The 14,562-nt window shown below is 77.8% G+C and carries 11 protein-coding genes; 5 read left to right on the plus strand and 6 right to left on the minus strand.

Translation table 11 applies throughout. From position 1 onward, the window contains the following. Positions 1–387: 387 nt before the first annotated feature. From J0910_RS04185 to J0910_RS04205, 5 genes are all read right to left on the minus strand, one after another. Entirely contained in the window at positions 388–1,608 is a 1,221-nt protein-coding gene (locus tag J0910_RS04185; RefSeq protein ID WP_420157187.1) for a cytochrome P450, read from the minus strand. Continuing rightward, positions 1,605–2,324 (minus strand): class I SAM-dependent methyltransferase, encoded by a 720-nt coding sequence (locus tag J0910_RS04190; RefSeq protein ID WP_420157188.1) that lies wholly within the window; start codon positions 2,322–2,324, stop codon positions 1,605–1,607. The genes J0910_RS04185 and J0910_RS04190 overlap by 4 nt, the downstream gene beginning before the upstream one ends. Beyond that, on the minus strand, positions 2,321–5,410 hold the full coding sequence (locus J0910_RS04195) for an amino acid adenylation domain-containing protein (protein ID WP_420157189.1): 3,090 nt from the start codon (positions 5,408–5,410) through the stop codon (positions 2,321–2,323). The genes J0910_RS04190 and J0910_RS04195 overlap by 4 nt, the downstream gene beginning before the upstream one ends. Positions 5,411–5,439: 29 nt before the next feature. Next, positions 5,440–5,880: a pyridoxamine 5'-phosphate oxidase family protein gene (locus J0910_RS04200; RefSeq protein WP_420157190.1), complete on the minus strand. Its 441-nt coding sequence runs from the start codon at positions 5,878–5,880 to the stop codon at positions 5,440–5,442. 380 nt (positions 5,881–6,260) lie between these two features. Further along, positions 6,261–6,950, minus strand: coding sequence for a sulfotransferase family protein (locus J0910_RS04205; protein WP_420157191.1), 690 nt, complete (start codon positions 6,948–6,950; stop codon positions 6,261–6,263). Positions 6,951–7,353: 403 nt separating this feature from the next. Here J0910_RS04205 and J0910_RS04210 point away from each other — a divergent pair, with 403 nt between their 5' ends. From J0910_RS04210 to J0910_RS04225, 4 genes are read left to right on the plus strand one after another with little or no spacing between them, the layout of a single operon-like run. Further along, positions 7,354–8,388, plus strand: coding sequence for a FecCD family ABC transporter permease (locus tag J0910_RS04210; protein WP_420157192.1), 1,035 nt, complete (start codon positions 7,354–7,356; stop codon positions 8,386–8,388). Further along, positions 8,385–9,203, plus strand: a complete 819-nt coding sequence (locus J0910_RS04215) for an ABC transporter ATP-binding protein (protein ID WP_420157193.1) — start codon at positions 8,385–8,387, stop codon at positions 9,201–9,203. Before J0910_RS04210 ends, J0910_RS04215 begins: the two co-directional genes overlap by 4 nt. Continuing rightward, positions 9,200–9,820 (plus strand): DJ-1/PfpI family protein, encoded by a 621-nt coding sequence (locus J0910_RS04220; RefSeq protein ID WP_420157194.1) that lies wholly within the window; start codon positions 9,200–9,202, stop codon positions 9,818–9,820. The genes J0910_RS04215 and J0910_RS04220 overlap by 4 nt, the downstream gene beginning before the upstream one ends. Then, positions 9,813–10,817 carry an ABC transporter substrate-binding protein gene (locus J0910_RS04225; protein WP_420157195.1) on the plus strand — a complete coding sequence of 335 codons (1,005 nt, stop codon included), beginning with the start codon at positions 9,813–9,815 and terminating at the stop codon, positions 10,815–10,817. Before J0910_RS04220 ends, J0910_RS04225 begins: the two co-directional genes overlap by 8 nt. A gap of 431 nt (positions 10,818–11,248) precedes the next feature. On the opposite strand, the gene J0910_RS04230 is transcribed toward J0910_RS04225, so the two are convergent. Next, positions 11,249–13,525: an MMPL family transporter gene (locus tag J0910_RS04230; RefSeq protein WP_420157196.1), complete on the minus strand. Its 2,277-nt coding sequence runs from the start codon at positions 13,523–13,525 to the stop codon at positions 11,249–11,251. A gap of 98 nt (positions 13,526–13,623) precedes the next feature. Between J0910_RS04230 and J0910_RS04235 the strand changes: the two genes are divergently transcribed. Continuing rightward, a complete protein-coding gene (locus tag J0910_RS04235; protein ID WP_420157197.1) occupies positions 13,624–14,109 on the plus strand; it encodes a MarR family winged helix-turn-helix transcriptional regulator in 486 nt (161 codons plus the stop codon). The last annotated feature ends 453 nt before the right edge of the window (positions 14,110–14,562 follow it).

Genomic DNA, 14,562 nt, shown 5'->3' on the forward strand with positions numbered 1-14,562 from the left:
CGGCTCCCACCTTCTCTCTCGGCTCTGGGCGGTCCGTCCGGGGGACGGGCGGTATCGGGGGTGCGGCCCCGCCCGCGCGCGCCGGCGGGGCGGCGGGGGTGCCGGGGAACCGCTGCGGCCCCGGTCCCTTCGGGTTCCGGAGCGGGGCGGCGCCGGCGGTTCCGGCCACCGGGCGGCCGCGGTTCCGGGCGCCGGCCGCCCGGTCCCCTCGGTGTGCGGGCCCCGGCGCCGCCGGCCGGCCCGCCCGGTGCCCCCGCTGGAGGGCACGGGCGGCCGCGGCCGGCGCCGCGCAGGCGTTCCCGGGGCGGCGGAGCGCGCCGGCGGGCGTCCCCGGCGGCGGGCCTGGCGTCCTCAAAGCGCTCTCCTCACACTTCGGCGTATCGGCGGTCACCAGCGGACGGGCAGCCGCAGCGGCGCGCGGAGCGGGGAGGCGTCGTCCCACTCCACCTCCTCGGGGCGGACCGCCAGGCGCAGGCCGGGGAAGCGCTCGGCGAGCACGCCCAGGCCGATGCGGAGCTGCATCCGGGTCAGGTGCGCGCCGAGGCAGTAGTGCGGGCCGCGGCCGAACACCAGGTGCGGGTTGGGGGCGCGGCCCGGGTGCAGCTCGTCGGGGGAGTCGAACACCGCGCCGTCCCGGTTGGCGGAGGCCAGCACCGGCATCACCGCGTCGCCGCGCCGGATCTCCGCCCCGCCCAGCTCCAGGTCCTCCTCGGCGACCAGCAGCACGATCGCGTTCATCAGCGGGACGTACCGGAGCAGCTCCTCGACCAGCGGCCCGGACGGGTCGGCGGGCAGCGGACGGGCCGGCCCGCCGTCCCCGCCCAGCAGGGAGAGCACGGCCGCGGCGAAGTGCTGGACGTTGGTCTTGTACCCGGCCATCAGCATGCTGACGGTGAAGGTCACCAGCTCGTCCCGGCTCAGCCCGCCCTCCGCCGCGGAGCCGGCGGCCAGTTCGCCGAGCACGTCGCCGCCGGGCTCGCGGAGCTGCCGGTCCACCAGGGCGGCGGCGAAGTCCTGCAGCTCGGACAGGGCGCCGAGGATCCGCTCCAGCGGCACCTGGGTCGCCTTCAGCACCGTCTCCACCAGGGGCTGGAACCCCTTCTCCGCGCCCGGGGCGATGCCCAGCAGCGCGCAGAGCACCGCGACCGGGAACGGGCCGGTGAAGTCGGCGACCAGGTCGGCGGAGCCGCCGCGGGCGGCCATCCGGTCGGCGGCCTCCTCGGCCAGGGCGCGGACCCGCGGGGCGAACCGCTCCAGGCGGCGCGGGGCGAACGCTGGGGAGGCCGCGCCGCGCACCCGCCGGTGCTCGGGGCCGTTCAGCTCCAGCAGGGTGAGCACCCGGCGGCCGGCGCCGCCGCCCCGGCCCGGCGGCCAGGTGGAGATCACCGGGCGGACCAGCCGCGGGTCGGCCAGCGCGGCCTGCACCTGCTCGTACCGGGTGACCAGCCAGACCGTCTCGCCCTGCGGCAGCACGGCGCGGGTCGGCCCGCCCGCGGCGCGCAGCGAGGCGTACCCGCACGGAGACCCCGGGGAGCCCGGCTCGGGCGGGGGGACGGGCGGCGCGGCGGGGGCGTGCGGTGCGCCGGGGGCGCCGTCGAGCGCGGTCATGCCTCCCCCTCCAGGCGCAGCTCGGCGAGGTAGGTGGGCCACGGCGTGGCGGGGTCGTGCACCACGTCGGCGAGGCGCCAGCCGGCCTCCGCGGCGGCCGCGGCGATGCCGTCCGGCGGCAGGAAGTGGAAGTCGGACCACTCCGAGGCGGCGGCGCCGTACCGGACCCGCATCCGGGTGGTGCCGCCGGGCACGATCATCGTGGTGCCGAGGATCCGCGCGCCGGGGCGGGCCAGCCCGGCGAGGCGGCGCAGCGCCGCCCGGGTCCCCTCCGCGCCGCCGAGCAGGCCGAGGTTGGCCCCGGCGAGCAGGAAGGAGTCGAACGGCGGCTCGTCCAGCTCCAGCTCCGGCAGCGAGCCGGGGAGGGCCCGCACGCCGCGGGCGCGCGCGGCCGCGACCGCGCCGGGCGACGGGTCCACGCCGACCACCTCGCAGCCGCGCGCGGCCAGGTGCACCGCCTGGCGCCCGGCGCCGCAGCCGACGTCCAGCACCCGGCCGGAGCAGCGGAGGTAGGCCTCCCGGTCCACCGGCCACCACGCCTCCGGGCCGGACAGGTAGAACGCCGCGTCCTCGGCGTAGACGTAGCCGTCGGCGAGCTCGTAGACCAGGTGCGCGGCGCCGGGGCGGCCGCCCGCCGCGAGCACCGCCCGGTAGGCGTCGCCGAACGGGTCGCCGGGCGCGGGCCCGGCCGGCGCCGCGGGGACCGGGGCGCTCATCGGGCCTCCACCGGTGCTCCGGGCCGCCGGATGTAGCCGGAGGCGAAGAAGAACTCCAGGTAGCGGTCGATCAGCGCGTCGTCCACCGGCGGGCAGTGCAGGCCGCTGCCGGCCAGCGCCGCGTCGGTGTTGTCCCGGAGCAGGTCGGGGAAGACGCCGCGCAGGTACATCTCCTTGACCGACCGGTCGGAGCCGCGGCCCCGGTCCACGCAGAGCGAGACGAACGGCGCGGTGGGGCTGGTCGGGTCGGCCGCGACGTGCTCGACCAGCGCGGCCACCCACCGGTCGTAGGGGATGGTGCGGATCTCGTACCCGGCGGCCCGCATCCGCGCCACCACGTCGCCCAGCCCCGCCGGGCGCGGGTTGGTCAGGTGGTAGGTGCGCAGGCCGGGGGCGCCGGAGGCGGCGATGTGCAGCACCGCGTCGGCCAGGTGGTCCACCGGGACGAAGTCCATCGGCAGCTCGATGCCGGGGGCCAGCCCGGTCTCCGCGACCATCTTGAACAGCGAGCAGATCGCGGTCTCGGTGTTGCACACCCCGGTGTCCGGGGCGCCGGTGACCTCGTAGGGGCGGTGCACCGCGACCGGCAGCCCCTGGGCGGCGGCGCCGCGCAGCACCTCCTCGGCGACCCACTTGCTCTCCCCGTAGCCCATGGTCAGCCGGTCGGCGTGGGCCAGCGGGAGGTCCTCGGAGACGGTGCGCACCCCGGCGGCGCCGAACCCGGAGAGCACCGCCACGGTCGACAGGAAGTGCACCGGGACCCGGCGCGGCGCGGCGATCCGGACCACCTCCCGGGTGCCGTCCACGTTGGCGGCGCGCAGCGCGGTGTAGGGGTAGATGAAGTTGACCTGCGCCCCGGAGTGCAGCACCAGGTCGAGCCGGTCGGACAGCTCGGCGGCGCGGCCGGCCTCCAGGCCCAGCCCGGGGGCGGCCAGGTCGCCGGGGAAGCAGACGGCGCGCTGCTCGGCGCCGCCGGCGTCCAGCCCGTACCGGTCCAGGTTGGCCAGGACCCGGCGGCGGGCGTGCCCGGCGTCGCGGGCCCGCACCGGGCAGTGCACCCGGGCGCCGGTGCGGGTGAGCAGCCGGTGCAGCAGGAACGCGCCGACGAACCCGGTGGCGCCGGTGAGCAGCACGTCCTCGGGTGCGTGCGGGCGCGGCGGCGGGCCGGAGGCGGGCGGCAGGGTGAAGCCGAGCTCCGCCTCGGCGGCGAAGTCCACCGGGCCGGGCTCGGCGCCGCCGGCGGGCGCCCCCCGGACGCCGTCGACGGCGGCGGCCAGCCCGGCCGGGGTGGGCCGGTCCAGCAGCGCGCGGATCAGCCGGCTGCCGTGCCCGGCGTCGATGCCGAACATCGCGCGGAGCCGGACCACCACCTCCGAGGCGAGCAGCGAGTCGCCGCCGGAGCGGAAGAAGTCGTCGTCGGGGCCGGGGCGGGAGCCCAGCACGCCCTCCCACACCGAGGCGACGGCGTCCGGCACGCCGCGGACGGCGGGCGCGCCCTCCCGGTCCGCGCCCCGGGGCCCGGCCGGGGGCCGGACCGGCGCGGCGGCGAGCCGGCCGCGGTCCACCTTTCCGGCCGCGGACACCGGGAACTCGGGCAGCTCGGTGAAGGCGCGCGGCACCGCCGGTCCGGGCAGCCACTCGGCGCAGAAGGCGCGCAGCTCGGCCGGGTCGAGCGGGCCGGCGCCGGGGGCGGCGGTCAGGTAGGCGGTGAGCCCGCCGGAGGGCGCGGCCTCCACCGCCGCCTCGCCGACGGCCGGGTGCTCGCGCAGCCGGGCCTCCACCTCGTCCGGCTCGATGCGCTGGCCGCGCACCTTGAGCTGGCGGTCGACCCGGCCCAGGTACTCCAGGGCGCCGTCGGCGCGGAGCACCGCCCGGTCGCCGGTGCGGTACCAGCGCCCGCCGCCGGGGCCGCGGACGAACCGCTCCGCGGTGCCGGCCGGGTCGCCCAGGTAGCCGAGGGCCAGGCCGTCCCCGCCGACCAGCAGCTCGCCCTCCTCGCCCGCGTCGGCCACCGAGCCGTCCGGGCGGACCACCCGGCAGGAGGAGTTGGCCAGCGGGCGGCCGATCGGCACGCTGCGCGCGCCGTCGGGCACCTCGTCCACCAGGTGCACGGTGGAGACCACGGTGTTCTCGGTGGGGCCGTACAGGTTGGCGACCCGGGTGCCGGGGCAGGCCCGGAGCACCGCGCGGGCCAGCGCCGGGTCCATCGCCTCGCCGCCGGCCGAGGCCCAGCGCAGCGGGCGCAGCGCCGCGGGCAGGGTGCGGGCGGTGTGGTGGAAGACGCTGGTGGTGAGGTAGGCGACGGCGATCTCCTCGGCCGCGATCAGCCGGCCCAGGGCGGGCGGCGACACCAGCACCTCGCGGTCGGCGATCACCAGGCAGGCCCCGCCGAGCAGGGCGGACCAGATCTCGATGGTGGAGGCGTCGGAGGAGAGCCCGTAGCCGTGCAGTACCCGGTCGCCGGGGCCGGGGCGGGGCAGGTCCGGGTCGGAGGCGGCCAGCCGGAGCACGCCGCGGTGCGGCACCGCCACCGGTTTGGGCCGCCCGGTGGAGCCGGAGGTGAACATGGTGTAGGCGGCGTCGGTCGCCGCGGCGGGCGGGCCGTCCGGCGCGGCGGCCGACGCGCGGTCCGGTGCGGAGCCGTCCAGGTCGAGCCGGGCGCGCAGCCGGCGGATCCGGCAGGAGCCGCCGGGCAGCACCACGGCGGTGCGCACCCCGGCGTCCTCGGCCATCGCGTTCAGCCGGGCCGGCGGGTGGTCGTCGTCGAGCGGCACGTAGGCGGCTCCGGCGCGGAGCACGCCGAGGAAGGCGGCGAGGGCCTCCGGGGAGCGGCGGCCGCACACCCCGACGGCGTCGCCGGTGCGCACGCCCGCGCCGCGCAGCCGCGCGGCCAGCGCGCGGGACCGGTCGGCCAGTTCGCCGTAGCTCAGTTCGCGCCCGCCGTGCCGCACCGCCGGGGCCTGGGGGTGCAGCAGCGCGCGGACGTCGAACAGGTCGTGCAGCAGGGCGTCGCGGGGGTAGTCGGCGGCGGGTCCGGCGAGGTCTGCGGTCCGCGCGGCGGCCGCGGCGGAGCGGGTCGTCGTCACGTGGGCTCCTTTCGTGGTGCCGGCCCGGGTCAGCCGAATTCCGCGGCGAAGGAGGCGAAGTCGGCGGCTCGCCAGCGCTGCGGGCGCATCCGGACCGTGACGTCGCCGTCGAGCTGCTCCTTGGTGGCCTCCAGGTAGCGGGCCGCCTCGTCGGGGCCGAGGTAGCGCAGCGCCATGGCCTCCCGGGCGGCGGGGTCGGCCGGGTCGGCCCATCCGGTGACCGGGCCCTCCGCGCTGACGTAGCGGTAGGGGGCGGTCTCGTCCTGGACGCACAGGCTGAACCTGCGGGCGGTGCCGATCAGCCGGGCCTTGACCGAGTCGCGGCCGGTCTGCACGGTGATCTCGCCGCCGGGCTCGTACAGGTACCAGACGGGGGCCAGCAGCGGCGCGGAGGCTCCGCGGGGGTCGTCGACGCCGAGGACGCCGACGCGCACCTCGGAGAGGAACGCCTCGCGCTGGTCGCGGGGCATGGCAGGAAGCATGGGGGTCCTTCGGGTACGGGGGAAGGGAAAGGCGGCCGCGCGCCCTGGTCAGGGCGCCGCGGAAAAGGCTCCCACGGTGCGGTCGAATTCGTATCCGAAGGAAGGAAAAGAGAAACGAGGCGACGGGTGTCCGGAGATCTTTCGTCCGTTTAGGTGGCGTTTCGTCGGCCGGGAATTCTGATCCGCGGACGGGTTGCGGCGAGTTTGTTTCCGGTGCGGCGGGCTCTCCGATACCCCTGGTCGCGCCGGTGGGGGGCGTGCGGGCTCCGCTCGGGCCGGTGGACGGAATGCCGATTCGGGGATGAAAAAGGGGAGAACGGCGATCTCGTCGCCGTTCTCCCCTTTTTCGCCGGAGATCGGAACCGGGGTCAGGTGCTCCGGGTGCCGGGGAATTCGGGGATATCGCCGCGCGCGAACTCCTGCTGCGTGCTCTGCATGGACGCGGTGTCATTGAGGTGCGGGAAGGGCTCGTCCGGGACGCCGGTGCCGAGGAAGGCGCAGAGCCGGTCCCAGCCCTCGCCGACCCGGTACACCAGCAGCCGGTCGGCCGGGAGGGCGGCCCGGACCTCGGCGTTGTGCCGCTCGAACGCGGCCACGGCGGTCGCCTCGTCCGGCGTGCGGCCGAGGGGCCCGCCGAAGTGCGTGCGCCACATGTGCTCCATCAGCGGGGTGAACGCCCGCATGTGCGCCATCGCGTCCGGGAAGGGGGTCCCGCCGCGCTGCTCGGCCAGCTGGAAGATGGTCTCCCGCATGCTGGTGTACCAGCGGTGCGGGTCCCTGGTGGTGAGCACGAACTTCGCCTCCGGGAAGGCCTCGGCCAGCTCCCGCCAGAAGAAGGAGACCGGCCAGTCCACCCCGGACCGCCAGCCCTGCAGCAGGTGCTCCCAGTCGGTCTCCGGGCCGGGGGAGGCGTGCGCCTCGGCCCACCGCTCGGCCAGGGCCGGGGTGCCCATCACGTCGAACATGTGGTGGCAGGGGCCGAGGCCGAGCAGCTCCAGCGCCGCCTTCATCGAGGTCGTCCCGGTGCGCGGGAACCCCGCGCCGATCACGTTCAGCATCCGTGCTCCTCCGATCCGCGCGGCCGGGGGGCGGCCGCGCCGCGATGGGGATACCCCTCCGCCGCGATGCGCAGTCGCGCGGTTGCGGAAGGCGGCCTCCGCCCGGCGGGGCGGCGGACCGCCCTGCCCACCCATCCGGACACGGACCCCGAAAAAGCGGACGAAGGCGGAACTCCGGGGAACTCCCGGGGCGCAGGGGCCGACGGTTCCCGGTGACGCCGACGCCCGGTCGGCCGGAGACGGACGGAGGCACCCTGATGAGGCGGCGGAGAACGAGGACGGGAACGGCCGGAGGCCTCCCGGGGCGGAGGCGGGGATGACCGCGGCCGCTCCGGGAGCACCCGCGTCCGGCGCACCCGCCCGGGCCCCGGGCGGCCCCGGCGGAACCGGGCGCCGGCCGGCCGTGCCGCTGCCGGTGCTGCTCGCCGCGCTGGCGCTGCTGCTGGCCGGGTCCGCCGTGGTCGCGGTGGGCGTCGGACCGGTCGGCATCGGCCCCGGCGCCGTGCTGCGGGTCCTCGCCGACCGCCTCTCCGGGGCCGGCCCGCCCGGCCCCGGCGCCGGATACGCCGACTACATCGTCTGGGAGCTGCGCGCCCCCCGCGTGGTGCAGGGGGTGTTCGTCGGCGCCGGGCTCGCCGTCGCCGGGATCGTGGTGCAGGCGGTCGTCCGCAACCCGGTCGCCGACCCGCACGTCCTCGGGCTCTCCTCCGGGGCCGCCGTGGGCGCGGTCGCCGTCACCACCACCGTCGGATCGGCGCTGCTCGGCGCGGTGACCCTGCCCGCCGCCGCGTTCGCCGGGGCGCTCGCCGCCGGAATCGGCGTCTACGCGGTCTCCCGGACCGCGGGCACGCTCTCCCGGACCCGGCTCATCCTGGCGGGCATCGCCGTCGGCCAGCTCCTCGGCGGCCTCACCTCCTTCCTGGTGCTGCGCGCGGAGTCCGCCGACGCCCAGCAGCAGGTGCTGTTCTGGCTGCTCGGCAGCCTCGCCGGTGCCCGCTGGGACCTCGCGCTGACCTGCGCCGCCGCGGTCACCGCGCTCACCGCGGCGGTGCTGGCCTCCGCCGGGCGGCTGAACCTGCTGGTGCTCGGCGACGAGGCCGCCTCCGCGCTGGGTCTCGACCCCGGCCGGGCGCGGGCGGTGGCGTTCACCGCGACCGCGCTGCTCACCGGGACGGTGGTCGCCGTCTCCGGCACCATCGGCTTCGTCGGCCTGGTCGTTCCGCACCTGGCCCGGCTGCTGGTCGGCGCCGAGCACCGGCGCGCGGTCCCGGTCGCCGCGCTCCTCGGCGCGCTCCTGCTGGTCTGGGCGGACACCGCGGCGCGCACCGTGCTGGCCCCCACCGAGCTGCCGATCGGCATCCTCACCGCGGCGGTCGGAGTGCCGTTCTTCGTCGCGGCGCTCCGCCGCTCGAACCTGGTGGGAGGGGACGCCCCATGAGGCTCCGCGTACGCGGCGTCACCGCCGGCTGGACCGCGGTGCCCGCGGTCGAGGGCGTGGACCTGGATCTCGCGCCGGGCACCCTGACCGCGCTGGTCGGGCCGAACGGCAGCGGCAAGTCCACCCTGCTCAAGACCGTCTACCGGGTGCTGCGCCCCGGCGCCGGGCGGCTCCTGCTCGGCGAGGACGACCTGTGGCGCCTCCCGCACCGGGACGTCGCCCGACGGGTCGGCGTGCTCGGGCAGGACCAGCACGGCGGCTTCGACTTCACCGCGGAGGAGGCCGTCGCGCTGGGGCGCTCGCCGCACCTGGGGCCGCTCGGCCGGCTCGGCCGCACCGACCGGGAGGTCGTCGCCGAGTCCCTGGAGTCGACCGGCTGCGCGCACCTGGCCGCGCGGCCGATCGCCACGCTCTCCGGCGGCGAGCGGCAGCGAGTGCTGCTCGCCCGCGCCCTCGCCCAGCGCCCCCGGCTGCTGGTGCTCGACGAACCCACCAACCACCTGGACCCCCGGCACCAGTTCGAGGTGCTGGACCTGGTCCGCGGGCTGGGGATCACCGCCGTCGCGGCGCTGCACTCCCTGGACCTCGCGGCCTACTGCGCCGACAGCGTCGCCGTCCTGGACCGGGGCGGCATCGCCGGACACGGCGCACCCGCCGAGGTGCTCACCGCCGAACGGCTGCGGGAGGTGTTCGCCCTGGAGGGCGACGTGATCCCGGACCCGGTCGACGGCCGCCCCCGGCTGCTCACCCGGCCGCTGCGCACCCGCCCGGGTGCGCGGACCGGCCCCCACCGAGAGGAAGCGAGACCGTCATGACCCCCTCCGCAACCGCCGCCGGACCAGCCCGCACCCCGGTCATCGGCATCCTGTTCTTCGACGACGTCGAGGAGCTCGACGCGGTCGGCCCCTGGGAGGTGCTCTCCTTCTGGGCCGCCCACGTCGCCGCCGGCGCCCCCCGCACCCTCGCGATCAGCCCGGACGGGAAGGACGTCCGGTGCGCCAAGGGCCTGCGGGTCTCCGCCGACCACTCCCGGGACGACGCCCCCGCGCTGGACGTGCTGATCCACCCCGGCGGCCGGGGCACCGGCGCCCTGGCCGAGGACCGGGAGCACCTGGACTGGCTGCGCGCCCGCGCCGTCGCCACCCCGATCACGGCGAGCGTGTGCACGGGGTCCCTGGTGCTGGCCGCGGCCGGCCTGCTCACCGGGCGCCGGGCCACCACGCACTGGCGCTCCCTGGGCCTGCTCGCCCAGGCCGACCCGGGCATCGACGTGGTGCACGACGCCCGGTTCGTGGACGAGGGCGCCGTCATCACCTCCGCCGGGGTCTCGGCCGGCATCGACATGGCCCTGCACCTGGTGGCCCGCCTGGACGGGCCGGCCGCCGCCGACCAGGTGCGCCGCGGCATCCAGTACGAGCCCGGCCGTGGCTGACCGCGGGGCCGCCGGGGCCGCCCGCCGCCCCGGCGGCCGGGCGGCCCGGTGCGGGCGCGCCCTCGCGGCGGCGGGGGCGCTGCTCCTGGCCGCCGCGTGCGGCACGGCCGGCGGGCCCGCCGCGGCCTCCGAGACCGATGCGTGCCCGGCGCCGCCGGAACCGGGCGCCCCGCCGCGCAGGGTGGTCACCATGGACGGCGGGTCGGCCGCGATCCTGCACGCGCTGGGGGAGGGGGACCGGATCGTCGGCACCGCCGCGCCGGACTTCTTCGCCGCCTTCGACGGCCCGGAGCGGGCCGAACTGGACCGGATCCCCGTCATCGACGAGGGGCAGGGCAACCGGGAGGCGGTCGTCGCGGCCGAACCGGACCTGGTGATGGGGGTGCACATGTTCCAGTTCGGCACCTTCGACGGGACGCCGACCGTGCACGAGCTCTCCGGGGCCGGGATCGACGTGCTGGTCTCCTGCTCCCCGCCGGGCCCGGTGTCCGGCCTCGGGGAGACCGAGGAGTTCATCCGGAACGCGGCCGGGGTGCTCGGCGTCCCGGAGCGGGGGGCCGAGCTGGTCGAGCGGATCGAGCGGGACGCCGGCCGGGTCCCGGAGGGGAGGCCGGTGCGGGTGCTGGCGCTGTCCGCGCCTCCCGGACCCGGGCGGCCGATCGGCACGATGGGCGGGACGAGCCTGGTCAACGGGATCATCGCCCGCGCCGGAGGGGTGAACATCGCCGAAGGGGAGGGGGCGGACCTCGCCCAGCTCAGCGCGGAGCAGGTCGCCGCCGCCGACCCGGAGGCCCTGGTGGTGCTCACCGGCTTCTCCCCGATGCCCGAGGAGAAGCTGATCGCGGCGGTGCGCGCCAGCCCGCTGCTGTCCCGCAGCACCGCCGTCCGCGACGGCCGGATCGCGGTGCTGCCGCAGTCGGTCGCGCTCTCCCCCAGCGTGCTCAACGGCCGCGCCGTCGCCGGCCTCGCGGAGGTCCTGCACGCCCCGGAACGGTGACCGGCGCGGGCCGCGCCGGCCCCTCGCCGCTCTGGGGCCCGGCCGCCGCTGCCGGCGTCCGGGCGGTCCGCCCACCCGCTGTGCGGCCTCGCGCCGCCGCCGGGACCCGGCCTTCCGGGCGGTTCCGGGCCCTTCGGGCCGGGGGCGCCCGGTGGGGAGCGGTCAGCGGGTGAAGGCGCCCGCCCCGGCGGCCGCGGCGTCCCGGGCCGCGCCGGCCCCCCGACGGTGAGCAGCCGCGCGGCCGCTGCGCCGGTCCCGGAGGACGCACCGGTGGCGGGGGCGCCCTTGCCCTTGGGGGCCAGGCCCATGACGACCCCCCGCTGAACGGGATCGGAGTTCCTTCAGCCCGGGAGGCGCCGGCGCGGTCCGGGCTCCCCGGGAACCGCGATTCCGCCGGCGGGGTCGAGGGGCGGGGCCGCCCCGGAGCCCGGTCACCCCCGGGCGCCGGTCCGCGGGCGGTCCGCCTCCTCGCCGGCGGGGCCGGGCGGCGGGGCGGGGTCCGCCGGCTCCTCGCGCAGGCCGAAGCGGCGGTGCAGGGCGCGGAGCGGGCCCGGCGCCCACCAGTTGGCCCGGCCGGCCAGCCGCATCAGGGCCGGCACCAGCAGGCCGCGGACCAGGGTGGCGTCGGCGATGACGACCAGGGCGGTGCCCAGCCCGAGCATCTTCAGGAAGACCACGCCGGAGGTCGCGTAGGCGGCGAAGGAGAGCGCGAGGATCGCGGCGGCCGCGGTGACCAGCGGCCCGGTCCGCTCCAGCCCGGCGGCCACGGCGGCGGTGTTGTCCCCGGTCCGCTCGTACTCCTCCTTCATCCGGGCCATGATGAACACCTCGTAGTCCATGGACAGCCCGTAGACGATGCAGAACATCAGGACCGGGATGCTGGTGTCGAGGAACCCGGTCGGGGTGAACCCCAGCGCGCCGGCCAGGTTCCCCTCCTGGAAGACCCAGACCAGCGCGCCGAACATCACCGACAGGCTGAGCAGGTTGAGCGCGGTCGCCTTCAGCGGCAGCAGCACGCTCCCGGAGAGCAGGAACAGCACGGTGACGGTGGCCGCGAAGACCAGCGCCAGAGCGAGCGGCAGGCCGTCGACCACCGCGTCCCGGTAGTCGAGGAACTCGGCGGGGGTGCCGCCGACGGCCGTGCCGAACGGTGCGTCGACCGCGCGCACCTCGCGGACCAGGCTCTCCGAGCCGGCGTCCATCCGCTCCTCGGTCGGAACGGCGGAGAACCGGACGGAACCGCCCTCGGCGAACCGGTCCGGGGTGCCGGGGCCGGTCCGCTCGCCGCCGGCGTACCGGCCGGCGGGCGAGTCGACCTGGGCGATCCCGGGGACCCGGGAGAGTTCGGCGGCGTAGGCGGCGACCTGCTCCGGGGCGGGCTCCGCACCGGTCGCGACCACCTGGATCGCGTCCGGGGCCTCGGTGGAGAACCCGGCGCGGAGCTCGTCCTCGGCGGCGCGGACCGCCGAGCCGGGCGGCAGGATCCGCTCGTCGGAGGGGCCGAACCGGGCGTCCAGGAACGGCGAGCCGAGCACCAGCAGCACGGCCAGCGCCGTCCCGCCGAGCAGCACCGGGCGGCGCATCACCCGGACCGCCAGCGCGTGCCAGAACCGGCCGCCGCGCTCGGCGCGGCCGGCGGGCTCCCGGCGCAGCACCCGGTCGCCGGCCAGGGCCAGCAGCGCGGGCAGCAGGACCAGGGCGGCGAGGACGCCGAAGAGCACCACGGCGACGCCGCCGTAGGCGAACGAGCGCATGAACGGCATCGGGAAGACGAGCAGCGCCGCCAGCGAGGCGAGCACGGTGACGCCGCTGAACACCACGGTCCGCCCGGCGGTGGCGGTGGTCGCGGCGACGGCCTCCGGCACCGGGCGGCCGCGGCGGCGCTCCTCGCGGAACCGGGAGACCATGATCAGCCCGTAGTCGACCCCCAGGCCGATGCCGAGCACCAGGACCAGGTTGAGCGCGAACGTGGACACCTCGGCGGCCAGCGCGGCGGCGCGCAGCGCGGCCAGGGTCCCGGCGATGGCGGCCAGGCCGGCGGCCATCGGCAGCGCCGCGGCCCAGGGCCGGCGGAGCAGCAGGAGCAGCAGGACGAAGACGCCGGGGAAGACCAGCGCCTCGGCCCGGACGAAGTCCCGCGAGGACTCCTCGCCGATCTGCCGGAAGACCTCCTCGCGCCCGGTCACCCGCACGGTGAGGCCGTCCTCGGCGCGGTCGAACTCCGCGTGCAGCTCGGCCAGGACGCCGCGGGTGCGGTCCGCGTCGCCCGGGATGAAGCCGAGCACCAGCGCCTGGGAACCGTCCTCGCCGCGGAGCGCGGGCGAGGAGGCGGAGTCCCAGTAGGAGTGGGCCTCGGCGACCTCGGGGACGGCGGCCAGCTCCTCGGTCAGCGCCCGGCCGGCGGCGCTGCTGGCGGCGGAGTCGACGTCCCCGTCGTCCGCGGTGACCAGCAGGGTGACGCTGGGCGCGCCGGTGCCGAACTCCTCGGCCAGCGCCGCCCTGGCCTGGGCGGACTCGCTTCCGGGCGGCCCCTCCAGCCGGGAGAGGGAGAGCGCGTTCAGCGCGCCCGCGCCGTAGCCGACGGCGATGAGGAAGAGCAGCGCGGACAGCGCGGCGACGGCGGTCCTGCGCCGGGCGGCGAAGGCGCCCAGCCGCCACAGGGCGGTCCGGTGCGGAGGACGCGGCGGGCGTCCGGGTCGGGTGGGCATCGGAGGATCCCTATCGCTCTACGATCTTGGGATGCCGAGACTATAGGGAGTCGGGATCATATGGAAGGCATATTATTGTGAAGTCTTATGATGTTCGCATGGCGGAGAAGAGCACGGAAGAGAAGGGCGAGCGCGCCGGCGTGCGCGGCCCGCTGGCCGACCTGACCGCGTTCCGGCTGATCAAGCTCGGCGACCTGATCTACGCGGAGGCCCAGCGGACCCTGGCGCCGCTCGGCCTGACCCCGCGGACGTTCCACGTGCTCGCCGGCGCGGCCTCCATGGACGCCCCGTCCCAGCAGGACCTCGCGAAGACCCTGGGCTTCGACCCCAACGTCATGGTCGGCGCCGTCGACGAACTGGAGCGCCTCGGCCTGGCCGAGCGCATCCGCAACCCCCGCGACCGCCGCCGCTACATCGTGGCCCCGACCGGGGCCGGCACCGCCAGGCTCGCCGAGGCCGCCCAGGCGGTCCGCGAGGCCGAGGACCGGCTCCTCGCGGAGGTTCCGGAGCAGGACCGCGCCGCCCTGCACCGCGCCTCCGGCCTCCTCCTCGCCGCCCACCCGGGCCCGATCAAGACCGAGTAGCCGACCCGCGGCCGACCCGCCCGGCTCCGGCCCGGTGAGCGGGCTCGGCGCCGACGACCGGGTCGGCCGGACCGCGGCGGCGCGTGCCGCGCGGACCGCGGTCCGCGCGGCACGGGCTCGCGCCAGGCGGAGCCCGCCGCCCGCGCAGGTCGGAGCCGGACCGGTACCGGGAGGCGGGGAAGGGCGTCCCGGGCGGCCGCCGGATACGCGGTGGGGAGAGCGCGGCCCGACCCCCGGCGGACCGGCCGCCCGCCCTGCGGGCGGGGCCGGGGGGCGCCTGCATAGCCGGGGCCCTTCGAGGGGGCGGGGCCGCCCGGCTGCGAAGCCGGGGCCGGAGGCGTTCCGCCGGCTCCGAGTCCCGGGGCGGAGGCGCTCTCCGTCGGTGCCGTCCGGTGGGGCGGCTCCGCCTCCACCCACCGGAGCGGGCGCCCTGCGGGTCGGGTCGGGGGGCGC

The sequence above is a fragment of the Nocardiopsis oceanisediminis genome (assembly GCF_048595525.1).
GTDB classification, from domain to species: domain Bacteria; phylum Actinomycetota; class Actinomycetes; order Streptosporangiales; family Streptosporangiaceae; genus Nocardiopsis_A; species Nocardiopsis_A oceanisediminis.